Annotated in this window: 23 protein-coding genes; 21 read left to right on the forward strand and 2 right to left on the reverse strand. The window is 44.8% G+C overall.

Annotated elements, in window-relative coordinates:
- Nucleotides 1-75: 75 nt before the first annotated feature.
- Nucleotides 76-1608, forward strand: coding sequence for an erythromycin esterase family protein (locus tag IFO66_RS20810; protein ID WP_192026962.1), 1533 nt, complete (start codon nucleotides 76-78; stop codon nucleotides 1606-1608).
- Between the two features lie 516 nt (nucleotides 1609-2124).
- Here IFO66_RS20810 and IFO66_RS20815 read toward each other — a convergent pair.
- Nucleotides 2125-3672 (reverse strand): hypothetical protein, encoded by a 1548-nt coding sequence (locus IFO66_RS20815; protein WP_225445954.1) that lies wholly within the window; start codon nucleotides 3670-3672, stop codon nucleotides 2125-2127.
- Nucleotides 3673-3909: 237 nt separating this feature from the next.
- The gene (acnA, locus tag IFO66_RS20820) at nucleotides 3910-6636 is read right to left on the reverse strand and encodes an aconitate hydratase AcnA (protein ID WP_192026963.1); all 2727 of its coding nucleotides are present in this window, start codon (nucleotides 6634-6636) and stop codon (nucleotides 3910-3912) included.
- A 268-nt stretch (nucleotides 6637-6904) separates the two neighbouring features.
- Between acnA and IFO66_RS20825 the strand changes: the two genes are divergently transcribed.
- The 20 genes from IFO66_RS20825 to IFO66_RS20920 all read left to right on the forward strand — a co-directional run bounded on the left by IFO66_RS20825 (nucleotide 6905) and on the right by IFO66_RS20920 (nucleotide 26551).
- Entirely contained in the window at nucleotides 6905-7903 is a 999-nt protein-coding gene (locus IFO66_RS20825) for an amidase domain-containing protein (RefSeq protein WP_192026964.1), read from the forward strand.
- Nucleotides 7904-8012: 109 nt separating this feature from the next.
- Complete coding sequence (locus IFO66_RS20830; protein WP_192026965.1) at nucleotides 8013-9122, forward strand: D-alanine--D-alanine ligase; 1110 nt, start codon at nucleotides 8013-8015, stop codon at nucleotides 9120-9122.
- Between the two features lie 170 nt (nucleotides 9123-9292).
- Nucleotides 9293-9781, forward strand: a complete 489-nt coding sequence (locus tag IFO66_RS20835) for a hypothetical protein (RefSeq protein WP_192026966.1) — start codon at nucleotides 9293-9295, stop codon at nucleotides 9779-9781.
- Nucleotides 9782-9925: 144 nt separating this feature from the next.
- Nucleotides 9926-10246: a hypothetical protein gene (locus IFO66_RS20840; RefSeq protein ID WP_192026967.1), complete on the forward strand. Its 321-nt coding sequence runs from the start codon at nucleotides 9926-9928 to the stop codon at nucleotides 10244-10246.
- A gap of 214 nt (nucleotides 10247-10460) precedes the next feature.
- Nucleotides 10461-11663, forward strand: a complete 1203-nt coding sequence (locus IFO66_RS20845) for a serine hydrolase domain-containing protein (protein WP_192026968.1) — start codon at nucleotides 10461-10463, stop codon at nucleotides 11661-11663.
- A 510-nt stretch (nucleotides 11664-12173) separates the two neighbouring features.
- A complete protein-coding gene (locus IFO66_RS20850; RefSeq protein WP_192026969.1) occupies nucleotides 12174-12608 on the forward strand; it encodes a hypothetical protein in 435 nt (144 codons plus the stop codon).
- 13 nt (nucleotides 12609-12621) lie between these two features.
- Entirely contained in the window at nucleotides 12622-13689 is a 1068-nt protein-coding gene (locus IFO66_RS20855) for a phage tail sheath subtilisin-like domain-containing protein (protein ID WP_192026970.1), read from the forward strand.
- Nucleotides 13690-13745: 56 nt separating this feature from the next.
- A complete protein-coding gene (locus IFO66_RS20860; protein ID WP_192026971.1) occupies nucleotides 13746-14171 on the forward strand; it encodes a phage tail tube protein in 426 nt (141 codons plus the stop codon).
- 126 nt (nucleotides 14172-14297) lie between these two features.
- A complete protein-coding gene (locus IFO66_RS20865; RefSeq protein ID WP_192026972.1) occupies nucleotides 14298-14720 on the forward strand; it encodes a phage tail assembly chaperone in 423 nt (140 codons plus the stop codon).
- A 20-nt stretch (nucleotides 14721-14740) separates the two neighbouring features.
- Nucleotides 14741-14905 carry a hypothetical protein gene (locus tag IFO66_RS20870; RefSeq protein WP_186786168.1) on the forward strand — a complete coding sequence of 55 codons (165 nt, stop codon included), beginning with the start codon at nucleotides 14741-14743 and terminating at the stop codon, nucleotides 14903-14905.
- Between the two features lie 15 nt (nucleotides 14906-14920).
- Entirely contained in the window at nucleotides 14921-16828 is a 1908-nt protein-coding gene (locus IFO66_RS20875; protein ID WP_192026973.1) for a phage tail protein, read from the forward strand.
- Nucleotides 16829-16843: 15 nt separating this feature from the next.
- On the forward strand, nucleotides 16844-17497 hold the full coding sequence (locus tag IFO66_RS20880; protein ID WP_192026974.1) for a LysM peptidoglycan-binding domain-containing protein: 654 nt from the start codon (nucleotides 16844-16846) through the stop codon (nucleotides 17495-17497).
- The gene (locus IFO66_RS20885; RefSeq protein ID WP_192026975.1) at nucleotides 17481-18464 is read left to right on the forward strand and encodes an XkdQ/YqbQ family protein; all 984 of its coding nucleotides are present in this window, start codon (nucleotides 17481-17483) and stop codon (nucleotides 18462-18464) included. Before IFO66_RS20880 ends, IFO66_RS20885 begins: the two co-directional genes overlap by 17 nt.
- Before the next feature lie 12 nt (nucleotides 18465-18476).
- Complete coding sequence (locus IFO66_RS20890) at nucleotides 18477-18737, forward strand: DUF2577 family protein (RefSeq protein ID WP_192026976.1); 261 nt, start codon at nucleotides 18477-18479, stop codon at nucleotides 18735-18737.
- Entirely contained in the window at nucleotides 18737-19165 is a 429-nt protein-coding gene (locus IFO66_RS20895; RefSeq protein WP_225445957.1) for a DUF2634 domain-containing protein, read from the forward strand. The genes IFO66_RS20890 and IFO66_RS20895 overlap by 1 nt, the downstream gene beginning before the upstream one ends.
- The gene (locus IFO66_RS20900) at nucleotides 19158-20213 is read left to right on the forward strand and encodes a baseplate J/gp47 family protein (RefSeq protein WP_192026977.1); all 1056 of its coding nucleotides are present in this window, start codon (nucleotides 19158-19160) and stop codon (nucleotides 20211-20213) included. The genes IFO66_RS20895 and IFO66_RS20900 overlap by 8 nt, the downstream gene beginning before the upstream one ends.
- Nucleotides 20210-20869: a putative phage tail protein gene (locus IFO66_RS20905; RefSeq protein WP_192026978.1), complete on the forward strand. Its 660-nt coding sequence runs from the start codon at nucleotides 20210-20212 to the stop codon at nucleotides 20867-20869. The genes IFO66_RS20900 and IFO66_RS20905 overlap by 4 nt, the downstream gene beginning before the upstream one ends.
- Before the next feature lie 44 nt (nucleotides 20870-20913).
- Nucleotides 20914-21273: a hypothetical protein gene (locus tag IFO66_RS20910; RefSeq protein ID WP_192026979.1), complete on the forward strand. Its 360-nt coding sequence runs from the start codon at nucleotides 20914-20916 to the stop codon at nucleotides 21271-21273.
- Nucleotides 21273-23801, forward strand: coding sequence for a hypothetical protein (locus tag IFO66_RS20915; RefSeq protein ID WP_192026980.1), 2529 nt, complete (start codon nucleotides 21273-21275; stop codon nucleotides 23799-23801). The genes IFO66_RS20910 and IFO66_RS20915 overlap by 1 nt, the downstream gene beginning before the upstream one ends.
- A 107-nt stretch (nucleotides 23802-23908) precedes the next feature.
- Nucleotides 23909-26551: a hypothetical protein gene (locus IFO66_RS20920; RefSeq protein ID WP_192026981.1), complete on the forward strand. Its 2643-nt coding sequence runs from the start codon at nucleotides 23909-23911 to the stop codon at nucleotides 26549-26551.
- The last annotated feature ends 61 nt before the right edge of the window (nucleotides 26552-26612 follow it).

A 26612-nucleotide genomic window follows, 5' to 3' on the forward strand; every position in this document is an offset into this window, starting at 1 on the left:
GTCAAGACGCTCATCTTGCGTAACTGCTAGGATGAAATCAAGATAAACCATATTGAAAGTAGGGAGTTGAACGTAATGAAACCAGTGAAATCAGTGAAATCAACTCACATATCCCAGCCGTTGTCTGCACGATGTCGCCGCTTTGTTTTGCTTGTATTGACCGCGACAGTAGCATTAACATCTACTAATTCCATTAGTTATGCTGCAGCACCGAGCCATATTGCTTCTGCACAAAGTGACTCCAACTTCAAGCAGGGCAAGCAACTTGAGCATCAAGGAGACCAAAAAGTAGAGCGGACAAACAAGAAGATACATCCTAAAGAAAAACTTATGGCCCGTAACTACCCGGAGGCAATTGACGATTGGAAAAAGTATGTGACTGACCATGCTTATGCTCTGAAATCCATTCAACCGGAGAAACGAGTAAATGGGGCGATTCCGGAAAGTAATTTTGAAGATCTCAACATGTTAATTCCATTGCTAGCGGATAAGCGGATTGTCTATTTAGGAGAAAGTAGTCATGGCGCTGCTGAATTTAATTCGGTGAAGACACGTCTGATTCAATATTTGCATCAGCAATTGGGTTATAACTTCATTGCCTTTGAAAGTGGTCTTCCTGATGCGGCAATTGCGCAAGGTACAATGAAGAGCAAGACGGCTGAAGAAACAATGAAACGCTCTATTTTTCAAGTATGGTGGACAGAAGAGACACTTCCGTTGTTCCAATATATGAAGGATACGCAGGATAGCCAGCAGCCGCTGCGGTTGCTAGGCTTTGATATTCAATTACAAACTCCGCTGCTTAAAGATGCACAGTGGTTAAAAGAGGAGAAGCTTCAAGAGCAAGTCATGAAGGCAGAGAGTGATTTGGCCAAATGGAGCCGCGGAAAAGATCTGACGGGCTACCGCAAAGCGAAGCCAGAACTGCTTCATTTGTATAAAAAATTACTAGAGCAAGTGACAGCGCATGAGGATGAATTAAAGAAACAATATCCGAATGAGCCGAAAATGGTGCTACTGATGGAACGAGCGGTTGAGGATCGTATCCGCCTCATTAACGAATATGTTGAAATTAATATTAATGTAAATATAGATATAGAAAAAGAAGGCGTGGCAGCTATGTACCGTGCAACGGAATGGCGTGATCGTGCCATGGCGAACAATTTGATTTGGCTTGCTACGGAAGTCTATCCAGAAGAGAAGTTTATTGTCTGGGCTCATAATGGCCACATCAGCAAGGCGCAGTCTCAAATTGTTGATGGCTCCCATAAATGGATGGGAGAACTTATGACAGATAATCTCCAACGTCAAAGCTACGTCATGGGACTTTATATGGCAAGCGGAGAATCGGCAGAAAATCAAACAAGGAAGCCGGTTCCTGTACAGCCTTTACTTCCAGGATCGATGGAAGATATTTTATCTTCATCGAAGCAGCCTTACACGTTTATGGATTTGCGCTATCGTGACAATGAACGTGGGAACTCTTGGATGTTTGAGCGCGTAGTATCTTATGTTTGGGGAAATGGAGCGTCTTTGATAGTACCGCGCCATCATTATGACGGTGTCCTGCTTATCGATAAAGTGAAACTACCTCGCTATATCCAATAATAAGAGGCCATATCAAATTAACTTTTAACCTAAGCAGAGTAAGCGAAATAAGGAATATGAGTAGATAAGCAACATAAGGAGTGTAAGTGGACCAATCGTGCTTGTATTACTAAAAATGAATGAGTGAATGTCTATTATACATGGAATATTATTAAAAATGTCTTCGCAATAGTGGACATACATTTTTAAAAAGTATATACATGCTCGCTGAACGGAAACCTATATCTGGTGTGTTGAATATTATTGAAGCACTAGATGTGGGGGGCGGGGGTTGAAATGCGTTTCGGGACTATATCTCTATGATGTCCACCTTTGTATAGACAAAACTATGATTTGTCCTTATTGAAAAGACAATTTATTGCAACAAGTTGTAGCTAATTGTAATCTAGAGTATCAAAATACTAAACTGTTAAACGAAAATATCCCTTGTACCATTTTGAAAATAAGGCCAAAGCGATGGGAGTACGCTGCTGATAAGCGCGTACTCTCATCGCTTTTTCACATCCTTGTTCGTATTCATATGTTGAGCATAAGCATTACGATTGCTAGCAGCGTCGTGGCCGTTAAGCCGATGAATACGGGAATAAGATTACGCCGTGCGAGCTCGAACGGGCTAACGCCGCAGATCGCAGCGGCTGGAATAAGCGCCCACGGGATAAGCGTTCCGCCGCCAACCCAGATGGCGGCGACCTGCCCTAGGGCGGTTAAGGTAGCAGTGCCCCCACCGATGGCACTGCCGAACACGCTGGCGACCGAGCCTGCCAGCGAAATGCCAGAGAAGCCTGAGCCGTCGAGGCCCGTTATCGTGCCGACGGCGGTCATCGTGACAGCACCGACTGCCGGATGAACGGGTACATTGTGGGCTAGGGCAACGCCAAGGTCATTGACGATACCATGCGAACCAGCCGGCAGCACCGGACCATACAACTCAGTCAAAGCCGCATCGCCAAGATAGAAGAACGCGGCGATAGGAATGACAGGTCCAAACACTTTAAAGCCAAACAGGAAACCATCTATAAGATGTGTCGTCGTTTGTTCTAATCCTTTTCCACGATAGGTGAGTAGATTGATGAGGAGGAGAATAAGTACGGCGGTACCACCTACAAGCGCGGTGGCTTCACCACCTTGGAGATTATATCGGAATAAGATCATGACATCGAGCGCAAATAGAAGGACTATTAATATAGCTGATAAACGTTTTATCAGCGGAGTGAGTGCAAAAGTACCTGTCAAATTGATATCGGTATCATTACTAGCATTATTAGGGTTATCGAGGTTAGTGATAACCCTATCAGGAGAAGAGCCAGTTTCCGGAGGAGCCGCCATATATGAAATATTCGTAGAATTTGTGTCGCCTACATTTTCGTTAGATACTACTCGGGTCTCCATTGTACTGCTAGTAGGTTGCAGTCGCCCTGACCTTAAGTCTCGCCGAATCAAGCAAAAGGCTGCGCCTGTCGTTACCGCCCCCATGACCAATACAAGCGGTAGACTAGCACTAATGACGCTCTCTACGGGAATGCCTGCGGCATCAGCTGTTAGCTTGGGGGCAGCTTGGATGATGAAATCGCCGGACAAAGCGATGCCATGTCCGAACAAGTTCATCGCCATGGCGACCGCTAGCAGCGGCAGTCCAACTCGGATCGCCGCTGGCAGTAGCACTGCACCAACAAGCGCAACGGCAGGCGATGGCCAGAAGAACAGACTTATCGTCATCATGACAATTCCGATTGTCCAATAAGCCATCGCAGGACTGCGCATAAAGCGCGTAAACGGAGATACGAGCGCTTCATGAATACCTGATGCGAGCAGGACACGACTCATACCAACGATAATCGAAATAATAAGTATCGTAGGCATAAGTTCTTTCATGGCATAAATGAACGTAGAAAAAATACCACTGACGGCTGCTACCAGCGAGGAGGTAGCGAACCAGCCGAGAAGCAATATACCGACGATACAAACAAGTGTCGTATCACGGCGCTTAATGAGACAGCCAATAATAAGCATGATGAAGATAAGATAAATCCCATGAAGCCAAGTTAATTCCAACACAATACTCATACCTCCTTTAATTTGAATAGGCTTACATTTGGGTAATCCATCATATGCAGCCGCCTATTTTTCGGAACGTATGGAGTGAGATAGTAAATGGATGAACATAAATGCATTATGCCAAGAATTTCCTTCCAAATGATCAATTCGGATCAGAAGAGGAGCATTATAATCGTTACATAACAAAAGAGGACCTTCCTAAGCAATAAGCTGCTCGGGTAGGTCCTCTACAATTATAAGATTTAATTAAGCATGAGTGCGCATGTTAGCAATCATTTGACGAAGAACCGTTTGCAAAATACCGCCATTGCGATAGTAGTCAACGTCAACCATGCTGTCGAGACGTACGATTGCGTTGAAGTCAAACGCTGTTCCGTCTTCGCGAACAGCAGTTACTTTCACTTGTTGTCCTGGAAGTACTGCGTTGGACAATCCTTCGATCGAGATTACCTCACGACCCGTCAAGCCGAGGGATGCCCAGCTTTGACCCGCTTCGAATTGAAGTGGCATTACGCCCATACCTACCAAGTTGGAACGGTGGATACGCTCGAAGCTTTCAGCGATAACAGCTTTGACGCCTAGCAAGTACGTACCTTTTGCTGCCCAGTCACGGGAGCTTCCTGTACCGTACTCTTTACCCGCGATAACAACGAGGTTTTTGCCTTCTGCTTGATACTTCATGGAAGCATCGTAGATAGACATGACTTCGTCAGTTGGCAAGTACTTCGTTACGCCGCCCTCTGTACCTGGTGCAACTTGGTTGCGGATACGGATGTTCGCGAATGTACCGCGCATCATCACTTCATGGTTACCACGACGTGAGCCGTAGGAGTTGAAGTCTTTGCGTTGTACACCGTTATTAATCAAGTATTCGCCACCTGGGCTGTCAGCTTTGATGTTACCAGCAGGGGAGATATGGTCCGTTGTAACGGAATCTCCAAGCAACGCCATAATGTTAGCATCTTTGATGTCTGTAATATCGTCCAGATCATCGCCCAAGTTCTCGAAGAACGGTGGGTTCTGAATGTAAGTGGACTTCGGATCCCACTCATAAGACTCGCCTTCTGGAACTTCGATTTCATTCCAACGCTCGTTCTGTGTAAATACGTTCTCGTATTTATCAATGAACATTTGTGGATTGAGTGCTTGAGCAACAGCTTGTTGTACTTCTTCAGAAGTAGGCCAGATATCTTTCAAGAATACAGGCTCATTGTTCTGATCATAGCCGATTGGATCATTAGCCAAATCGATGTTTACCGTTCCAGCTAGTGCGTAAGCAACAACGAGCGGTGGAGATGCCAAGTAGTTAGCTTTTACTTGGGCATGTACGCGACCCTCGAAGTTACGGTTACCGGAAAGAACAGCTGCTACTGTCATATCGTTGTCCGCAATCGCTTGACCAACTTCATCTGGAAGTGGACCGGAGTTACCGATACAAGTTGCGCAACCGTAACCAGCTACGTGGAAGCCAAGCGCTTCGAGTGGCTCCAACAAGTTCACTTTTTTCAAGTATTCGGTAACGACAAGGGAACCAGGCGTCAAGCTGCTCTTCACGTATTCAGGCTTAACCAATCCGCGCTCGACAGCTTTCTTCGCAACGAGACCTGCACCAAGCATTACGCTAGGGTTGGATGTATTTGTACAAGATGTGATTGCAGCGATAACGACCGCACCTGTTCCCATCTTGCTTACTTTGTTGTTAGGATGCTGAACCGTAACTTCTTCAGCAATCTTCTCATCGGACAAGCCGTAGCCGCCTTTATCCAGTGGCGTACGCAAAATGTCGTTGAACTCTTTCTTCATGTTCGTTAGCTCAACGCGGTCTTGTGGACGCTTTGGTCCTGCTAAGCTTGGTACAACAGAGCCGATATCAAGCTCGATCGTGTCAGAGAAGACTGGATCTTCCATGTCAGCTGTACGGAACATGCCTTGTGCTTTGTAGTATTCTTCAACCAATTGTACTTGCTCTTCTTTACGGCCAGTTGCACGCAAGAAGTTCAATGTAACGTTATCAACTGGGAAGAAGCCGATTGTAGCGCCATATTCAGGTGCCATGTTCGCAACTGTTGCACGGTCTTCCAAGCCAAGCTGCTCAAGGCCAGGGCCGTAGAACTCAACGAATTTACCAACAACGCCTTTTTTACGAAGCATTTGTGTAACTGTCAATGCTAAGTCAGTTGCTGTTGCGCCTTCTGCCAACTTACCTGTCAATTTGAAGCCAATAACTTCAGGTGTAACGAAGTAAAGTGGTTGTCCAAGCATACCAGCTTCTGCCTCGATACCGCCAACACCCCAACCAACAACACCAAGACCATTGATCATGGTTGTATGAGAGTCTGTACCCACTAGGGAGTCAGGGAATACTTCAGTTACGCCGTCTACTTCTTTGGTAGCTGCTACAGAAGCAAGGTACTCCAAGTTAACTTGGTGAACGATACCTGTAGCTGGAGGTACAGCGCGGAAGTTATCGAACGCTGTTTGTGCCCAACGAAGGAAGCGGTAACGTTCTTCGTTGCGTTCGAACTCGATGTTCATATTATATTCAAGAGCGTCTTTATTACCGAATGCATCTACCATGACAGAGTGGTCGATGACGAGGTCTACTGGAACGAGCGGGTTGATCTTCTTCGGATCACCGCCTGCTTTTTTAACCGTGTCGCGCATTGCTGCCAAGTCTACGACAACAGGAACACCTGTGAAGTCTTGCAAAACGATACGTGCAGGGATGAACGGAATCTCTTTGTTTCCATCACGCTCTTCAGCCCAGTTCGCGATTTGTTTAACGTGTTCTTGCGTAATTGCACGGCCGTCGAATTGACGAATAGCTGCCTCAAGAAGAACTTTAATAGAGAACGGTAGGCGAGAAATACTGTTGAATCCTTGCGTGTTTAGTGCATCCAAGCTGTAGTAACGATAGGACTTGCTTCCAACTGTCAGCTCGCGCTGAGCGGAATATGCATTATTTCTTGTCATGTAAAGGACCTCCTTCATGGTTGTGATTGCAATATCTAGTTAGTGGTAATCGTTGTAAACTCCTCAATTCCTCTTTATCAAATGAGAATGTTTCATCTAATGAAACCTCATTTCATATTTACAATACAAGTATATCGTTTCTAGTGACGCTGGTAAAGATGTTTTGCTTCAAAAATATGCCTAAATGTTTCACATCGACATGTACGAGACAAGTTGGGCATACATATGAATTTAGATGAATAGGCGATGGACAGGAGGAGGCAGGAAGATGAGGCAGGCATGGAAGACGACATTATACGCTTATGTAGAACAGCATAATCGGCATGAAGTTGACGAACGTCCTCAAGCACTTCTTACGCCAATTACGGATAGAAGATATGTGCTCATGATGAGTGAACGCAGGCAGCGACTGCGTGATTGGTATCGGAAGCGTGACCTTGAGCCGATTAAGTCCCAGACGAAGGCCAAATTAAATCGTGTACGTGAAGCAGAAGGAGAAGTACATGTTGACTTGGAATTCCATGTTCAGCGTATTGGTCAGCAAAAAGGAAATACCTTAATAGAAGAGAGACTGGAATCGGAACGAGTTGTGCTTGTCAAGGAAGGGGGAGACTGGGTTATTGCCCAGATTGAGCATGCTACCCCAGAACGGAAGCCGATGTCGACGCTCCTACAGGATAAAAAGCTGATGCAGGAGCATCGGTCTGCAACGCGACCATTTCTAAATCGAAATGTGCTTGGTCACTCCAAACCAGCCAATCTGACTCCTTATCGCCGTGAAATGGCTGTGGAGTATGCAGAATTGTATTGGAATGAACCCAACCCTCAATTTTTACAATTCGAGGTCGATTGCACGAACTATGTATCACAATGTCTCTTTGCAGGTGGAGCACCCATGAACTATACTGGTAAAAGAGAATTAGGCTGGTGGTACAGAGGGATGATAGCCGATCGCGAAGCGTGGAGCTACAGTTGGGCGGTATCCAATAGCTTAGAAATTTATTTGACGTATAATCAGTCAGGATTGCGAGCAATTGCAGTGGATCACCCGAAAGAACTGAAGCTTGGAGATGTTATCCTTTATGATTGGGATGGCAACGGACATTATCAGCACAGTTCAATTGTAACTTCGTTTGACCTGAACGGTATGCCGCTCGTGAACGCTCATACGACGAACAGTCGTCACCGTTACTGGGATTATCAAGATTCTTACGCATGGACGGAAGCGACAGCGTATCGCTTTTTCCACATAACAGACGTATTCTAACCGCTTGAAGTTATGAATTGCATGTTGCCGGTATTTTGGTACAGTCAGCAAAGCCTAAGGTACGTCATGGATAGACTAACTGCGCGATATGCGCTAAATGGAGGGGCTTATGGATAAACAACGTAAAATGCGCGTCGGCCTTGTATACGGCGGCAAATCCGGAGAACATGAAGTATCGTTATCAACAGCGTTCGCGGTTATGAATGCTTTTGATTTTGACAAATATGAAATGATCCCATTCTTTATTACACAAGCAGGAGAATGGCGTGTAGGCAGCTTGATGAACACTCCATTTGCAGATAAAGAACAATTGAAGCTGTTGGATGCAAAAGGTGGCACGGTGCAGGCTATGGATATGTTGTTCCGCAGTTTGGATCGCAGTGCTGGCACAGCAGTTGAAGCTGCCATTGATGTTATGTTCCCACTCATTCATGGAACGAATGGTGAAGATGGTACGATTCAAGGTTTGTTCGAAATGGCGAACGTCCCTTATGTAGGCGCAGGCGTTCTGGCTTCAGCTGTCGGCATGGATAAGGCGTTTATGAAACTTGTATTTGCAGATGCAGGTTTGCCTCAAGTTCAGTATGTTCATTTTATCGGTGCAGAATGGAACCGTGATCAGGAACAGATCTTGCGTCAAACGGAAGAGGAACTTGGCTATCCTTGCTTCATTAAGCCAGCTAATCTTGGCTCATCTGTGGGCATATCGAAAGCACGCAATCGTGCAGAGCTAATCGCAGCTATCGAACTTGCTCTTCAATATGATCGCAAGGTCATTATCGAAGAATTTGTAGATGCTCGTGAGGTTGAGGTCAGTGTACTGGGTAATGACGAGCCGCAAGCTTCTGTAACGGGTGAAATTATTTCTTCCAATGAGTTCTACGATTACAAAGCTAAATATATCGATGGCAAATCCGGTATGCAAATTCCAGCTGAGCTGGATGCTGAATTGGCAGCTAGCATTCGTGAGATGGCAGTTCGCGCTTATCGTGCGATCGATGGCTCTGGATTGTCTCGAGTAGACTTCTTCGTGCGCCGTTCCGATAGTCAGGTATTTATTAATGAAGTAAACACAATGCCAGGGTTTACTCCGTACAGTATGTATCCATTGATGTGGAAAGAAACGGGCAAGCCATATCAGCAATTGTTGGATGATTTGATTGAGCTGGCTTTGAATCGTTATGCAGCGAAGCAGAAGCTTCATTATGTAAATGTGTAACTGTATTTGTGTATCTATCATTTCAGCAGTTTGAATAAATATTTAGGTAGGAGCGTGCTCTCAGCTTACTTCGTGTAAGTTGTCGGTACGCTTTTTTGGTGATAGAGATAAAAAGTGCAGTGCCGTGGACATACTGATTCGTATATAAGTACCGACGGAGGGAATTAGATATGAAACGGCAAGCTTCCAAACTCATGATGTTGGGTGTTATTGTGGCTACCAATATCTTTGTAGCCATACATGTTGGGGCATATGCAAGTAAAGAGGTGTTCTCTGCTTATACGTCCCTTTCAGCTGGGGAACAGGGCTCGTTTCAAGAACAGCGACAGCGACCTATTGGTAAAGAGCATATTGGTTTGAAAATGAAGAAGCTTCAATTAAGTGAGGTGCTCGTGGATCTTGGACTGGGAGCAGATGCTTGGCACAAGGCTACGGCGGAAGGAAAGTCCCTTGTTGAGTACGCACATACGAAAGGGGTAGAACGTCAGGCTATTGTCCAGAAGATGAGTGCTCGGATCCATGAAAAGATAGAGCAAGAGGTGCGAGTTCGTAAGCTGCCAGCGAGTAATCGAGATCGTTTGAAGAAAATGCTGGAGCTGCGAATTGAGCGGCTTATTGATCGCAAGTTGAATGAGAAGGAATTGCTTCGTATTAGCTGATTGTGAGCAGTAGAATGCGATTTGTTGATTATGGTGCCTCTGTGCTTATTTATGAATATGGAGGGATTACCTTATCTCACATTGCCATCCCATAATGTTTCGTGCTTCAATAGAAGTATTAAGATGCAGGGAGGAGCGGTTATTGTGGGGTTCCAGACAGAGTTCAATTCGGTATGCAAATTCAAAAGCGAGCAAGAGTTGTACGAATTATTAGAATATGGACGCGGGAAAATGAAGAAATCGGGCTTGCGTATTTTCCCAACAGGTCAGAAAGTAATCGCGTATACACCAGATAATACAGCAGTTGCCATTGTCAAAATCGTTGCTTCTATCGCGGAAATTAACTTCCAAGGAGAAGAGGTAACAGAGGTTGAGATGGAGTTAGTGCGCAAGCTGACAGATGATGAGTCGCGCATACAAACAGCGCTAGCTTTTGAGATGTTCTTTGGAGAACAGAAGGCATAGGTCGGTTCGTTGTTCAGTATTAACGAATGGCTTACTATATGGAAGGCTCATCCCTGTACGGGATGGGCTTTTTTTGTGTGATATGACATTACGTAACATTACGTCATTATGATACTACATGATGTCACTATGACATTACATCACTAGGAAACAGGACAATGATTTGAATATCTTTGGGAGGTAGCATATTTGATGAATTATAGGAGTGGTTGAAATGAACTTGAAAAAATTGATCTTGATGAGCACGGCGATTATGTTGGCAGGAACGATTATGCTGCCTGTTGGAGGCGTACATACGGCGCATGCAGCAGCCAGTTCCCATAAAAATATAAAATCTCAGGCGACAAACAACAACATGGCCAAGGATGCAGCTATTCAAAAAATACTTAATGAATTAGTCAAGAAAGGTGCTCCGGGAGTACTCCTGCAAACGCTGGATAACGGAGTGAAGAAACAATATACCGCTGGTAAGGCTAATATCAAATCAGGACGCAGTATGCAGTCTGATTTCCATTTTCGAATTGGTAGTATTACAAAAACATTTGTGGCAGTCGTGGCGCTACAGTTGGCAGGAGAAGGTAAGCTGAGTTTGGACGACACAGTCGAAAAGTGGCTGCCAGGTGTTGTGCAGGGTAACGGGTATGATGGTAATAAAATAACGATTCGGCATCTGTTGCAGCATACGAGCGGACTTGGTGATTATGTATGGTCTGAAGGTTTTCAGGAGGGGTTCATTGAAAATCGGTTTAAAACCTACAAAGCAGATGAACTTACTAAAATAGGACTTAAAGTCAAACCGGTATTTGCACCTGGTGAAAAATCACACTATTCGAACACGAATACATTGCTAATGGGCCGCATCATACAAAAGGTTACAGGGCAGACGTATGCTGAGCAAATTCAGAAACGTATAATCAAACCGCTAGGATTAAAACATACCTTTCTTCCAGGTACGTCTTCAAAGCTGCCCAACCCTCATGCTAGAGGCTATACAAAAGGAAATGGATCTAACAACTTACAAGATATTACGGAGATGAACCCATCTTGGGCTAATGCTGGCGGCGAAATGATATCGACTGCCGATGATTTGCAACGATTTCTAAGTGCGTTATTGGCTGGGAAATTGCTAAAACCGAAAGAAATGAAGCAAATGTTTACTACGGTAAAGTCAGAATTAATGCCGAACTATTATGCAGGACTCGGTGTTTTTGAGCACAAACTATCTTCTAACGTATCGGTTTGGGGGCATAGTGGTGGTTTGGATGGTTCTACTTCTTATGTAATAGGAACAAGGGATGGTAAAAAGATGCTGGCGCTCAATGTTACGGAAAATCCCACGGATCCAAAATTGATAAAGTCATATATGGAGACGTTCGATAAATTATTCGCTGTCCATTTCCTCAGAACTTCGAAGTAAAGTTGGATCTCAATCGTAGCTTTAGCTTGAACTAGCTTTTACTTTGCTCCTCTCCCACTACAAGGGATAGGGGCATTTTTTATATATGATATTTCGTCACTATACGGGGTGACAGCGATTAGTCACGGATAAGTCGAGAATCAGTCATGGATCGTTCAAGGGTGGATCGAAGACACGTCAGAAAATATTCACGGAGGAAGGCGAGAGAGTGCAAAAAAAACTCAACAATAGCGAAATGATTTAACACAAAAATAAGAACAAACGTTCGTAGTTAATTAATAGGAATCCCATCAAGCGTTTTGTTCTAGACATGTTAAATTGATATTACGAAATCAAACGCAAACGACACACCGGTTCCACAATGGAACAAAGGCGCGGGCAGGCGCAGAACATGTGTGATTCGGTTTTGCGTTTGATTTTTTTATGCCAACAAGTGCGTGTTCAAAAAGGATGGACTTTCTGAACAACCTCTACAAATCAGCGAAAGAGAGGGGGGAATGACAATCTACTATGTGGGAAGCAAGCTATGAGGCGTTGCAAGTTCGAATGCGTTCACTGCTGCCAGAAGTAACGGCGTGGTATGCAGGGTATCTGCCAGCTGTACCGCAGCGACCTGCTGTGTGGGTACAGCTCTTAAAGGCTAAAGATGAGCGAGCAAGTGCCAGAACGACAGCGTCAGAAGTGACTTGGCAAGTGGTGTATGTGCCGCCGCTAATCGGGGATGCGCCTGATGGGCGAGCGCAGCTAACAGCGTCAGAGCGTATTCGCAGTCATTTTAGCGCGCTGCATCAACTGAAAGATAACAGTGGGAACGTGTTCAATAGGGTGTCTGTAAAAGGCGGCACAAGAGGAGCAGACACATTTGTCCGCATTACGTTAGCGGCTGAGCTTGAGGATCCGACTGTACAGCATGATCTTATTAAAAAAGTATCTGTTCATTATTAAGGAGGAGTAATCGATGGGATTGCCTAGTGTAGTAATTGAATTCAAACAAAAAGCAGCAAGTGCTGTAGAACAAGGTGCTGTTGGTGTACTGGCACTTGTATTGAAAGATGCATCTGTAAATGATGTGAAGGAATATACGTTGTTTGGCATCGAGGATGTACCGGCTGGATTGAGTGCTGAAAACCTAGCTTATATTCAACAAGGGATGGTTGGTCTTCCTAAGGAAGTGAAGTTGGTTGTTATCCCGGCCGCTGCTGTTGATTATAGCGCTGCATTGGATCGTTTGGAGACGATCACATTCAATGTTGTTGCTTTCCCTGGTGTTAAAGATGCAGAAGTTGCTGTTCTGTCCACTTGGGCGAAATCGATGTTTACAAATAAAGAGCGTCGTATTCTAGCTGTGCTGCCGCATGCAGCAGCGGATCACCCTGCTGTTATTAACTTTGCTACCGACAACATTGAAGTTGGTGCGAAGACATACACAGCTAGCCAATATACGGCACGTATTGCGGGCTTGATTGCAGGCTTGCCACTGACAGTTGCGCCGACGTTCCAGACGTTGCCTGAAGTGACGAATGTACCGAAGCTGACGAAGGCAGATGCAGATGCAGCTGTTAAGGCTGGCAAATTGATTTTGTTCCATGACGGTGAAAAAGTGAAGATCGCTCGCGGCGTTACATCGTTCTTAACGGTTACAGAAGCACTCGGTGCGGACTGGAAGAAGATTAAAGTCGTGCGCATCTTGAACAAGACGTACCACGATATGAAAGCAACGATCGAAGATCATTATATCGGCAAGGTGCAAAATTCCTATATGAATAAACTTCTGCTTATTTCTGCGATTAACGCGTATTACGAAGTGTTGGAGCAAGAAGGTATTCTTGATCCAGGAAAAAATATCATTGATATCGATTTAGCTGCGCAGCGCACGTACTTGAAATCAATTCTTGGAGCTGAAGAAGTTGCTAAAATGACGGAACAGCAGTTGAAAGAAGCGAATACGCGCGATCAAGTATTTTTGACGGCAACACAGCGTCCGTTGGATGCAATCGAAGACGTGAAGATTAGTGTTTATTTGTAAGCACAGTAGTATTGAATTTAACAAATTGCAATGATACGAATAAGGAGGAATTATAGATGGCTTTTTCTGGTGAACAAGTAATGTCTGGAACGTTCGGAGAGGTATGGTTGGATGGGGATTATGTTGCTGAAGCGCTATCTCTTGAAGCGAAAATTGAGATTGAGAAGGAAGATGTGCCTATTACCGGCAAATTCGCGACCGATTCCAAGTTTATGGGCTATAAGGGTACAGGTACGATGAAAATGCACAAAGCAAATTCTCGTATGATCAAACTGATCAGTGAAAAGATTAAGCGTGGCATTAATCCGCGTTTCAAAATTATGTCCAGATTGGACGATCCTTCTGTCAATGGTGTAGAAATTATTGAGATTAAGGATGCGTGCTTTAATGACCTAAGTCTGGTGAACTGGGAATTGAAGAAGAAGGGCGAACTTGAAGCACCATTTACATTTACGGATTGGACAGTTAAATCATCTATTTAATGATGTGTAATTTAGCATGCAGCGTGCATGATGTTGCAAAAATGAGCCAATGACAGGCGGTGTACTAGGTATGCCGTCTTTTTGTTATTTCCATACAACATTGAAATCAGAAAAGGGGTTATCAATATGAGTAAATCTACATTTGATCTATTGCTAGGATTGGGACAAGGAAAGTTGAGCCGTCCTTCCAAAGAAGTAGAATTGAAACGACTCAGCGAGATCGCAGGTGAGCCTGTTATTTTCAAATGCCAAGCACTAACGATGGACGAGTTCGAGGAGATTCAAGAAATCTCGATGTCTGTGAGTAAAAAGGGTGAGCTGGAAAGCTTCAGTGCAAGCCAAGTTCAGTTGTTCACGCTGTTGAAAGGCATTGTGGAGCCTGACTTGAAAGATGCTCGCTTGCTGGAGGCATATGGTGTTTCTACGCCGAAACAATTGTTGGAGTCCTCGAAGCTCCTTCTACCCGGCGAAATTACGCAGCTTTACAACATCATTTCCTCGCTTTCTGGATTTGGCGAAGGTTCCTTGGAAGAGCTAAAAAACGAATAAGGTCGGATGGCTATGGCGAAATGCTCTATTACTATTGGAGCCGAAAAGGCATCCGGCCTTCTATTATACAGTCGATGTCAGCCGGCGAGCGACACCTTATCCGTGCGTTCTTTGAGATGGAATTGGAGGAGCGCCATAAGGCTGCGAAGACAGGCAATGTGTTCGTTACGATGTCCGCTTTATAGAGGGGGTGAAGAAGAATGAGTACAGGTGCAGGTGGTACAGGCGGAGCAGCGGCTGGATCTGGAGGTTCAAGCAGTGGTGGCGCAGGTTCGGCGGGGGCTTCAGGGACACCGAGCGATGGTGGTGCAAGTAGCTTGGTAGGTTCGATTAATCAGGCGAGGAAGCTACATCGAGAGTTTAGGAAAATGCACGAAACCGTAAAAAATATCGGCAAGACGCTGGATGAAATTTTTGAAAAGACTTATAGGCTGAAGGTTGATACGTCTGCAATTAACCAGGTTAATCCAGATGATACAACGACAAGAACGAGAGGTGGCTTTACGCCGCAAATAGCTTATAAAAATAGTAATAAGGGACTATTCTTGCAGCCTAGTTTAATCAGTTTTAATAAGGGGTTCCTTCTAAAACCTGTTCCCGTACCACTAACTGCGAATACGCAACCAATTGCGAATCAAATTACAGGTCTCAGTCGATTGGCACAGAACGTAGGTAGAATGCTTGCTCAAGGTATAAAACTCGCCGTCGGCAGTGCTATGGATTTGGAACAGCAAATGATCAGTATTCAACATATTGTTGGTGATACGCAAGCAAATGGAGCGGCTGGAGATGCATCAACGGAATATATCAATAAACTCCGTGAACTGGGTTCTTCTGGGCCGTTTTCAACAGATGAGATGATGAAAGCCGGTATGGATGCTATCAAAATTACTGGTGGTGACACCCAGGCCGCAAAGGATATGCTTGAAGCAGCTCAAAATATCGCCGCCCTGAATCCCGGGAAAACGGTAGGAGATGCAGTAAACGCTTTACAGGAACTAAAGAGTGGTAAAGCAGACGCACTTACGGATTTTGGATTTACAGCGAGTAAAGGCAGTGTAAAGTCTGCTACTAACGGTGATTTCTCAAAAGTTGTAAATGAAAAGGGTAAAAGCTTGAATACTACCTTTGCAGGTGGAAAAGACAAATATGCGCAAACAGGCAAAGGTATGGCTAATACACTCAAAAATTCATTAACAGCGGGTTTGCAGGATGCTGGTATAGAGATGCTTGCCGCAATTAAGCCTGGGTTGTCACAGTTAATTACTTTGGTGCAAGGATTTCGTCCTGTATTTCAGACTCTTGGAGCATTTGCAGGGGCTGGCATTAGTGCCGTAGTAAGGCACTTGACTGCTTTTGTTACTTGGATTCAACCTAAAATGCCAGAAATTATTAATGGGATTCAAACGACGGTTGGACAAGTGAGTGCTACGATGGGTCCTATTTTTGAACAGCTTATGTCTTTATTTAAGAATGTATTCCAGTGGGTCTATGATAATATGCCTATTTTTAAAGATGCACTCGGTTCAGTGTTTACTACAGTTGCTCCTTTAATCAGCGGAGTTATGGATGTATTTCAAAGCTTATGGAAGGCCTGGGAAGAAGCTTGGCCAACGATTCAAACTATTTTAACAAAAGCTTGGGAAACGATGCAGCCTATTTTCACCTTTTTACAGGATGCCTTAAGACTAGCTGCCTTTGTTATCGAGGATCAGTTCAAACCTGCGATTGATATGTTGTGGAGTGTATTCGAGCCGCTCCTAGAGGCTATTAAAAATACGATGAGCTGGCTTGGCGATCGATTCGGTAATCTCGTGGACTGGATAACGGGCGAGACAACACCGCCGCAAGATCGTAAAGATCCGCAAGCGAAGCCGCATGCGGCAGGTTTGCGTACTGTGCCACGAGATAATTATCCAGCTTTGCTTCATAGAAATGAGGCAGTGCTTACTGCTCAGGAAGCGAATCAATATCGAAATGGCAGATTTGGTGGACGCGGCGTTACGATCAATTTAAATCACCCAGTAGCGCGTGAAGAAGCCGACTTTGCAAAATGGGCACAAGTGCTGCGCGCTGAGCTGGAAGGAGCCGTTGTTAACATGGCTTAAAGGAGGTGAACGAGTATGATTGAATTCTGGTTGTCTTTTCAAAACGGTGAGGAACAGCTTAGACTGGCTGTTCCACCACAAACCTTTGAAATGCAGACGGGATCAACATTGACTCCGGTTAACATTCATCAACTTGGAGAAGTCAATGTGATAGGCAAGCGAAGATTGAAAGCTATTTCGCTTAGCTCTTATTTTCCGATTCGAGACGATGGTCTTTGTCAGTACAAGCATTTCCCTACTCCGGAATCCAGTGTGGAGCGCATAGAACGGTGGCGTGACAGTGGGCAGCCTATTCGACTTATAATTTATGGTCAAGGCTTGAGCATAAACGAGGCGATGGCAATTGAAAATTTTAACTATTCACAAAAGCACGGACCGGAGGATGTTTATTTCACACTTGATTTGAAAGAATATCGATTTTTGAACCCTCGAAATCAGAATGTAGTAAATCCAAAGCAGAGAAAACAGCAATTGCTGAAGTATGGATCCAAAACTTATGTAGTGAATTATGGGGATACTCTGTACTGGATCGCACGCAAACTGCTCGGTGATGGCAAGAAATGGAAGAGTCTTGTGAAGCTCAATAAGCTTCTAAATTCGAATCATACGTTAAAGCCAGGTACAAAATATGTGCTGAATTGGGGTGCGCTCAGTGAAACTGATTTATAAATCCCGTTCAGGACATACAGAGGATATTACAGCGCTGGTAACTCGTATCACATGGAGCGGTACGTTGAGCGAAGCTGCACGCAAGCTTGAATTCTCTGTTCTTACTTCAAAAATGGATCGCAACCTGCCCTATGTAGCCATGGAGGTGGGGGAAGTTGTCCATTTAATTGGAGAAAATGATCAAGAGATATTTCAAGGATATATATTCCGAAAAGGAAAAACACTCGCTGGTTTGGAAGTAAGCTACAGCGCGTACGATCGGCTTATTTATTTGCTGAAATCGAGTGTATCGATGAAATTTAAAGACTTGGAAGCAGATAAAATCGTGAAGATGATATGCGCGGATTTGGGTGTCCCTGTTGGGAAATTGCCTGATTCAAAGGTGAAGTTAAGCTTTATTCATATGGGAAAAACGGCTTATGAAGCGATTATGGTGGCTTACACGTTAGTGTCTAAAAAAACAAAAGGAAGGCCGCTATATATTCCTCGTATGGACAAAGGCAAACTTACCGTCGTTTCTTCTGGAGAAGTCGTTGCAAAACGAATGCTTTCTTCCGCTTCGAATCTGCTTGATGCCAGCTACGATGAAGATATCGAAAGTATGATCAATGTTGTTCGTGTTATAGACCAAGATGGCAAGCTTCTCGACTCGGTTGAGAATAAAGGTTGGAAAGATAGATACGGTAAACTTCAAGCAACGGTTCAAAAAGAAGATAAGAAAGATGTAAAGACGACTGGTACAGCTCAGCTAATGGGAATGCAAAGAACGGCTTCCGCTCAGGTGCAGGGAGGCCCCGATATGATCGATATGATCACAGGACATATGATTAAGATGAATCATGGCTTGTTCGGCAGAACAGGTCTATTTTTTGTTGGTGGGGACACGCATACGTTTGAGAATGGTCAGCATTCGATTCAGTTAGATTTGCAATTCCAGAAAATGATGGATGAGCGTGTGGCCGAATAAGGAGGTGGCGGAATGTCGCAGTGGTCGTGGCTGGTGGATTATATTCGCGAGCAAGGGGCGAAGCTGAATCCGCCTACCATGTTAATTGGAGAAGTAACAGCTTCAATACCCAACTTTAAAGTAAAGGTAATGGGGTTGGAATTAGACCGAGACGAACTATGGATTGCTGATTCTTTACAAGGGCGTGAGTTGTTAGTGGGCGAAAAAGTAGCTGTCATGCCGCTGGTAGATAATCAGCAATTTGTCGTGTTATGCAGGGTGGTGAGACCGTGATGGATACGAGCTTTCCATTTATGGAAGAGGCATCGGACACTGCAATGGAGCAAGCAGAAGGATTGCCTTTGTTTCAAGAGTATGCCTGGGACTATGAACGAAATGATTTCATCCTGCGAGATGGCCAGCCTGTTATTTTAGCAGGCAATGAGGCTTTGAAAGTGTGGATATACAAGGCGCTGAAAACGCAGCGCTATCGATATCCAGCGTATAGTTTGGAGTATGGCAGCGAGTTTGAAACGCTAATCGGCAGTGCTTATACTCCTGCAATCCAGCGCAGTGAAGCTGAACGATTTATTCGGGAGGCCCTGCTAGTTAACCCTTATATCTCGGACATTGAGCCGCCAAATATTCAATTGATTGGAGACGAACTGCGCATACATGTAGTCGTCAATACGATTTACGGGGAGGTGACAGTCGATGTATGAACAGCAAACATGGAGAAAGCTGCTTGATGAAATGCTGGAAGGTTTGCAAACTTCGCAAGTAGCCAAACGAGAAGGGACTTTCGTCTATGATGTGCTATCCCCGGCAGCTCTTCAGCTGGAGCAAGTTTATGAGCAGTTGGAGGATGTGTTGAGACTAGGATTCGCCGAGACAACGAATGGTCCTTATCTCGATATGAGAGCCGATGAGCATGGCTTGCAGCGCAAAGCTCCTGAAGCTGCACAAGGCAGCGTTCGATTCAGCGGCCGTGCAGGATCTGTGATTACGAAGGGCGCCATTGTAGCTACCGCGAGCGGGACGTTGTTCCAGACAACGCAAGAAGTGGTATTCGCAGATTCCCAGCCCGTTCGGGTTGATATCACCGCAGTGGAGTTAGGTGGATCTGGCAATGTGCCCGCAGGCTTGATTAACACAGTCATTACGGAGCTGGCAGGCGTACAATCTGTGACGAATGATAGTTCCACCTATGGGGGATATGACGGAGAGACAGATAGCGAATTGTTGGCTCGCTTGTTGGCGAAGGTACGTAATCCTGCAACGAGCGGCAATGTGGATCATTATATGCAATGGGCCATGGACATTGCGGGCATAGGGGATGCGAAGGTATTTCCCGTGTGGAATGGTCCTGGAACCGTCAAGGTTGTTCTGTTGAGTACAGAACAACGTGCTCCAGCACAAGGATTGATCGATGAGGTGAAGCAGCATATCGAGAAAATGCGTCCGATTGGCGCAGAAGTTACCATTGTTGCGGCTAAGGAAGTACCTGTTCATATCGAAGTGGATGTTTCCTTGACGCAAGAAGGAACAGATTTGGCGCTTGTTCGTGCTGAGATTGAGCGCAGTGCGACGGATTATTTGGGCAAGCTTGCATTCCGTGATCCTGTCGTAAGGATTGCGCGCATTGCGAATGCTGTGTTGGATTCGTCTTCGGTATTGGATTACACCAGTCTTCGCTTGAATGGCGGAACTCAAAACCTTGTACTGGAAGCTGACCAAGTCGCCGTACTAGGGACGGTGAAGGTTGTATGATCGCGAGCCTTATAAAAGAAGGATCGACGAAGGCTGCTTCGAACGAGTTAGCCTTTGTTAGGGAGCAAATGCGGCAGTCTGTTCCGGAATTTCTGCTTGAATCGCTATTGTATCGAGAACTGTTGGATACAGAAGCGGCTCAGCTTGGAAAAGTAGCTGGGAATACGGCGGAACTGCTGCGTCAATTCTATGTCGATACCGCTACCTTTGGACTGGATAGATGGGAACGTTTCTGTGGTATTCCTGTGCAGCCCACAAAGCCGCTCGAACAACGCCGAGCGGTTATTAAGTCGAAGCTGAGAGGGATTGGCACGGTAACAGCAGACGTCATCCGCAGCGTAGCTGAATCGTATTCGAATGGTGAGGTTAGCGTTCAAGAGTTTGCTTCTCAATACAAGATCGTGATTACGTTCATTGGCAAGATGGGCATTCCACCGAATTTGGAAGACTTGCAAGCTTCGCTGCGGGCGTTAATTCCAGCGCATTTGAGTATCGAGTACGAATATACGTACTTGTCTTGGGCTAATTTGGACAAGTTGCTGTTAAGTTGGAACGATTTCGATGATCTGAAGCTGACATGGACTCAAACCGAAGTATTCGACTATCGCCTGCCGATCGTACGTTCAAGTGTAGGCTTAACGATGGCAGAACAGTGATTGAAAATAAAGTAAGGATAAGCATTTAAGGAGGGGATATAACGATGTCATTTACATTTCCAGTAGATGCGAATAACAAGGCTGGCGCTGTGAAACCGATTGGTGCGAGCGGCTTTACGGTACCTTCCCAGCAGACAGGCTATGAATCAAAGGAAGTAAAGCGAGTGAAGCTGGAAGCGGGCAAGGCTGTTGTATTGACCTTTTCAACGTTGTGCGAGTCATTCGATATCCAAAATTTCGGCGTGGGCGATATTTATATTAATGTAGGTGCTTCTGCTACTGTAGATGGTGCGGATTGCATTTTAGTGCCTGAAGGTATGGGGTACACGTTGAATGTACGGGCGAAGGAGATTCAAGTTATCTCTGCTGCTGCTCCAACCGTACAAATCGTGGGGGTGCTCTAATGGGTTTATATCCGTTGCACGGCGGTAATCTGCCGAACAAAGATCCGCTTGCGCTTGCGCTTCGCGAAGGAACACAAATCGTTGATGTGAAAGAGGCAACACCGATCACGATCGATAACGTGCAGGGACGTACGCTCGTTAATTTGATGGGAATCTCGGGAAGATGCGAGGAACCGCATTTATTTACGAAAGTGCTGCCCCTTGAGGTGTCACTTGATACTTCTCGTAAAGTTGAAGGTAATGGCTCTTTACTACTCGTATCTACAGTGTCTAATGACTCTTACTACGGTGTTAGTAGAGCCATTAATATTAATACTGATAGTCATTATATTGCGGTTGCTATGGCGCATAATATCACGGCATCCGCACTCAGATTGCAAATTCACGGCATGGGTGGAGGTTCTAAGTTTGTAACCGCTGATTCGAAGGGATACGGAGAGTTCGAGCCGTTGGCCGTTCGTTTCAAGCCATCGGATTTAGTTGCTACATCGCAAGTGGAAGTTCAGCTTTGGATTAAAACGGCTAGCACGAACGCGGGTGGCTGCTTCGATGCCATTCGTATATATGAGATAAGTAGGAACGAGTATGACGTAATTGGCAGCATGACGTCGAAACAGATTGCTGATCGATATCCATATACGGATACCTTGACGCATGTTATCAATCCGTATGTAGAGGTTACGGGTATGAATTTATGCCCTGATTTCACGCGCTTTGACGTTCACAGTTCAAAGACTATGCAAGTTGTATCCCCGCAAGAGACGAGGATTGTCTTGCAAACCGATAATCAAAGCGCGTACTCATTCGACTCTGAGCACTTCGCGGTAGTACCAGGACAAACGTATACGCTCTCCGCTGATATTGACGGAGCTGGAGTGGTGCTAGATGTTTATACCAATATCACGGGGCAGCCCATTTTGGACACGCCGCAAGTTGGGCATGACGTGAGGAGTACAACATTTACCGTTCCAGTCGGAGTTCGCTCTGTGCAAGTTCGTATTATTATCGAAACCGGAGCGAAGGCAGGGACTCGGACGGTAAAAAATCCGATGCTAGTTGTTGGTATAATGCCTAAGTCGTACCAACCTCAGAAACGAAGCCTATGGGCACTTGAGGCACAACTCTCGGCTCATCCGGTAACAGGTACAGATGCTGATATATTGTATACGGGAGAAGATGGCTCTCCATACGTACTTAAGAAGTGGGAGAAGGTTACTCTAGATGGAGATTTAACATATCGGCTTGTTGATAAGGGTGCGGGATTTAAAATATTTTACACGGAAACATTGCCTTCAACGCAGAAGGATACAGCGTTCGTTACAAAGTACGACGGTACGATACTGGGACGCAAGTTACAAGGGGAAATGCTTACCGCGGCTGATACTCAGGTGCTAACGGATATTACCGATCCTAATCCTAACCTTCTAGTATTCAGTGTATCAAACGCTGAAAGCGGGTGGGGGGATATGTATTCGCCCACGTCTGAAGAAATTAAAGCTTATTTCTTGGGATGGAAAATGTTCGATGTATCCACGAATGGAGTAGACGGAAACGGAGTATACAACCGCACTGACAGTAAAGAAAAAGGATGGACGCCGTTAGACAGCTATAACGGTACTCGCTACTTCGGCGCCACTGTCACAGTTCCTAATGTAGTCCCTTCACAATTAATTGATGGTAATTACGCAAAGCACAGGGATATACATCCATACCGGCTGCAATATCTAAAGTCAAAGCCGAAAATTGTTCGGGTTGAGACATACGATACTGGTGCGTCGCTTGTATCTGGTGCGAATGTAGTGACGGTTGGCTCGGGCGTCATCTTACGTGAAAAGGCGGCAATCCTTACAACTACAACGGCTGTAGCCATTGGGGATACGCATAACCCAACAAAACAAAAAATTAAGAAGGCAATTCAAGTTTATAAGGGTGCTCGTAGAGACGGAGTATGGTATAAGTCGCATATTAACCCCCATGGCATAGAGAAATTTCGGACGGATATCAGCCACTATGATCCTACAGCCACGTATTACATTACGTATGCAGCGTTCATTCCGACTATCGCGGCAACTATTAATGTTAAAGTAACGGCGAATATGCGAGGTACGGTCACAGCTCTCGTTGATCAAATGAGTGATGTGGATAGCCGTCTAAGCATGGTAGAGGCGCAGCAAGCAATGGAGGGAATCGATGAATGGATTGTCCCAACGTTGATGCATAGCTGGAAACCGTATGCTGATGGCTATCAAGTTCCACGTTACAGTATCGATAACAATGGTATTGTGCGGCTAGAGGGACTTATGACTGGAGGGGTTACGGTGGCTAATACGACATTGTTTTATCTTCCACAAGGATATCGCCCGAAGGGGACGTTATTATTTGAGTGTGCTGGTACGGCTAATAGCGTTGCAGCAGCTACTCGTATAGATGTAGGCTCAGAAGGGCGAGTTTTCATTAATCAGGGCAATACAAACATAAATACCTCTTATTTGTCGATAAGTGGTATATCATTTAAGGCGGAACATTAAAAAAATACACTTTTCGAAAAGGTTATTCTAATTGATATTTATATTTTTATCAGCAAAAAGTCCAGCGAATTCCGCAGGGCTTTTTCTTTTTTAGAAGGAGGTATAGCATGGCGGGAAAATTACCGAATGGATTGAATCGTTTTGATTCAAACGACTATGTTCGAATGGAACATTTCAATGAGCAATGGGAAATAATCGATGGTACCATCGGAACATTGAAAAAAGCCGATAATACAACGCAGACTGCGATTAATACTGCAGCCGCTGATATGGAAAATGCTTTATCCAAACAGATTTCATTGATTCCTAATGTTCAGACGGTGGCTGTGAAGCGCGATACGTCTCTAACGCTGCGGGAAATGCGTGGTCGTACGTTAATCAACTTGCTTGGACGTGGAGGTGGATTTTACACAGATGGAGACGGGAACGGAGTCGCCGATGGTTGGAGTACCGATTTCGGACGGAAGAACTTCTCGATCTACACGAACACAGACGGTAGCAAGGTACAGGTTATTAATGCGGTAGCTAATGATGATAATCAGTATGGTCGACGGGTCGACTATATGGGTCGTATTCCGTTTCAACAAGGTGAAAAATACGTATTAATCGTTGAGCAGACGGTAGAGAATGCGAGTATGCAAGGACGTATCGTCGTAGAAAATGCTAATGGGGAAGTAATGATTGAAGAAATAGGCGGCTTAAGCAAGACCGTTGTACGAACGTTTACAAGTACGGTTACGGGTCGCGGAAACCTACGACTATATAACTTCTCAACGCTTGGTGCAGTCGGTTGGATGTCTTATAAACATCCTCGCATTTATCATGTTGATGACGATGCTATGACGTTGATTGCATCTATGACACCCGAACAAGTGGCTGAAAAGTACCCATATGTTGATGGCATGGCTTTCGTAGATAATCCATACATCGAAACAATAGGTGCGAATCTTGTACCGCGTTTATCGGAGTGGGACTTTTCTTCAGGTACTTTAATTGGAAATAATACGGTTGAAGTATTTACGGATCAGGCCTGGGCAAGAGGTGCGACGTATACCTTTGATGCACGGGCTAATCAAATTTACTCTGGAAGCGTTGAACTAGCAGGATACGTATCAGCGGACAAGCATCCATATACATCAATAGAATTTTTTGACTCCGCGGGAAAATCATTAGGCTTCAACAACCGTATTCCCACTAGCAATGGGAAATTCACGTTCCAAGTGACATCTCCAGAGGGGGCTGTGAAAGGTGCAATGATTATCGCCTGTGTAGGTACGGGATGGTTTTACTGGACGAATCCTATGCTCGCTTTGGGGAGTGAGTCTAAGCCATATACACCGCAGCAGCGTGGACTATGGGCGGCAGAGTGTAATTTGGGTTCGTTCCCCCATACGGGCCGACATAACGATGAACTATTTACAGGTACTGACGGTAAACCATATATTGCGGAGATGTGGGAAAAACTTGCTCTGAATCATTCTTACTCATATAAACTTGATTGGAAGGGTCCAAATTATCACACAATTGTCTTAGATGGCAATCAAATTCCGTTAATCAATAGTGTTGTATACGGGATGAAGTATGATGGAACTATTCTTCGTCCATGGCATACGGCAGTAGAAACTGGAGACTTTGTATGGGGCTTCAGCACAGGAGAAAACTTCTATTTGACAATTGCTCACGAAGATAGTGGATGGGGAGCGAATTACACACCATCACCAGATGAGATTAAGGCTTATTTCTTAGGTTGGCGTATGTACGATAATCGTGATGGACGTGGCTCTTTGTATAATCTAACGGATGGAACTGGTAATTATAAGGCTTTTCGCAAAATACAAGATTGGGACGGAGATAGCTATACATCCCACCATGCACCATCTCACTCTTACGAGAGTTGGATACCTTACCAACTGTCTTATCTTCGTAAAAATCCGGTTGTTCGTACAGTCAAGACTTACGAAACGGGAGCAATATTGTCCAATGGTAATAATATCGTAAATGTTGGCAATGGAATTGTCATTCGAGAAAAGGTAGTTCCACGCGGTGCGGACGCAGCTGATCCGAATGTACAGATCAACCGAGTGGATTTTGGTAGTGCGGTAAAGCATAAAGTGGCTAAATTTAAAAATGTATATGTGAACAATACGTACGATTTTATGCATTGGAAGGTTATAACAGATAATGATGGTATGAGTTACGGACAGGAACGTTTAGTGACTAGTAGATATAACTTTGAACCATCTCAAGCTTACTACATCACATACACGAAGCTAGCAACTAGTGCGTCGCCTGTTTCGATTATGGTTGAATATGCTGACACATTAGGTGCATCAGCAGCTCGTATCGCGCAAGAAGCAGCAGATCTTGCCGCACGTGTTAGCGTGTTGGAATTCAGCAAAGGAGAAGCGCCAGTAGTAACGGAGTGGGTCAAGGCTACATTAATCAACGGTTGGACACCAGGGAATAATCGTGATCCGAATTTTGCACCTATGTATCGCAGAAACGGTGATTATATTGAATTTAAGGGTTCGTTACAGTCGGGGACGATTGCACAGGTTGCATTCCATTTGCCAACTGCATTGCACCCAAGCTATTTCCGAAACACACCATTAATATCGACGGCAAATGGCAAGGATGCCAATTCCCCAGCGACAGCATGCTACTTGAATGTGTCTAAAGAAGGGGTAATAGTCCGTGGAACAACATCTAATGATTTTATCCCGTTGGATGGAGTTCGTGTGCTGTTATAAAGAAGTTGAACGTTATTGCAAATAAAAGAACTTAATGGTTTGAATTTGTTAAGGAGGAGAC

It is taken from the genome of Paenibacillus arenosi (assembly GCF_014841135.1).
Classification (GTDB): domain Bacteria; phylum Bacillota; class Bacilli; order Paenibacillales; family Paenibacillaceae; genus Paenibacillus_B; species Paenibacillus_B arenosi.

Excerpts from the sequence above, each read along its gene's own strand:
- IFO66_RS20850 (WP_192026969.1), top strand. The coding sequence starts at position 12,174 with ATGTGGGAAGCAAGCTATGAGGCGTTGCAAGTTCGAATGCGTTCACTG.
- IFO66_RS20865 (WP_192026972.1), top strand. The coding sequence starts at position 14,298 with ATGAGTAAATCTACATTTGATCTATTGCTAGGATTGGGACAAGGAAAG.
- IFO66_RS20825 (WP_192026964.1), top strand. The coding sequence starts at position 6,905 with ATGAGGCAGGCATGGAAGACGACATTATACGCTTATGTAGAACAGCAT.
- IFO66_RS20835 (WP_192026966.1), top strand. The coding sequence starts at position 9,293 with ATGAAACGGCAAGCTTCCAAACTCATGATGTTGGGTGTTATTGTGGCT.
- IFO66_RS20815 (WP_225445954.1), bottom strand. The coding sequence starts at position 3,672 with ATGAGTATTGTGTTGGAATTAACTTGGCTTCATGGGATTTATCTTATC.
- IFO66_RS20910 (WP_192026979.1), top strand. The coding sequence starts at position 20,914 with ATGTCATTTACATTTCCAGTAGATGCGAATAACAAGGCTGGCGCTGTG.
- IFO66_RS20870 (WP_186786168.1), top strand. The coding sequence starts at position 14,741 with ATGCTCTATTACTATTGGAGCCGAAAAGGCATCCGGCCTTCTATTATA.
- IFO66_RS20895 (WP_225445957.1), top strand. The coding sequence starts at position 18,737 with ATGGATACGAGCTTTCCATTTATGGAAGAGGCATCGGACACTGCAATG.
- IFO66_RS20920 (WP_192026981.1), top strand. The coding sequence starts at position 23,909 with ATGGCGGGAAAATTACCGAATGGATTGAATCGTTTTGATTCAAACGAC.
- IFO66_RS20845 (WP_192026968.1), top strand. The coding sequence starts at position 10,461 with ATGAACTTGAAAAAATTGATCTTGATGAGCACGGCGATTATGTTGGCA.
- IFO66_RS20900 (WP_192026977.1), top strand. The coding sequence starts at position 19,158 with ATGTATGAACAGCAAACATGGAGAAAGCTGCTTGATGAAATGCTGGAA.
- IFO66_RS20915 (WP_192026980.1), top strand. The coding sequence starts at position 21,273 with ATGGGTTTATATCCGTTGCACGGCGGTAATCTGCCGAACAAAGATCCG.
- IFO66_RS20880 (WP_192026974.1), top strand. The coding sequence starts at position 16,844 with ATGATTGAATTCTGGTTGTCTTTTCAAAACGGTGAGGAACAGCTTAGA.
- IFO66_RS20830 (WP_192026965.1), top strand. The coding sequence starts at position 8,013 with ATGGATAAACAACGTAAAATGCGCGTCGGCCTTGTATACGGCGGCAAA.
- IFO66_RS20855 (WP_192026970.1), top strand. The coding sequence starts at position 12,622 with ATGGGATTGCCTAGTGTAGTAATTGAATTCAAACAAAAAGCAGCAAGT.
- acnA (WP_192026963.1), bottom strand. The coding sequence starts at position 6,636 with ATGACAAGAAATAATGCATATTCCGCTCAGCGCGAGCTGACAGTTGGA.
- IFO66_RS20905 (WP_192026978.1), top strand. The coding sequence starts at position 20,210 with ATGATCGCGAGCCTTATAAAAGAAGGATCGACGAAGGCTGCTTCGAAC.
- IFO66_RS20860 (WP_192026971.1), top strand. The coding sequence starts at position 13,746 with ATGGCTTTTTCTGGTGAACAAGTAATGTCTGGAACGTTCGGAGAGGTA.
- IFO66_RS20890 (WP_192026976.1), top strand. The coding sequence starts at position 18,477 with ATGTCGCAGTGGTCGTGGCTGGTGGATTATATTCGCGAGCAAGGGGCG.
- IFO66_RS20810 (WP_192026962.1), top strand. The coding sequence starts at position 76 with ATGAAACCAGTGAAATCAGTGAAATCAACTCACATATCCCAGCCGTTG.
- IFO66_RS20875 (WP_192026973.1), top strand. The coding sequence starts at position 14,921 with ATGAGTACAGGTGCAGGTGGTACAGGCGGAGCAGCGGCTGGATCTGGA.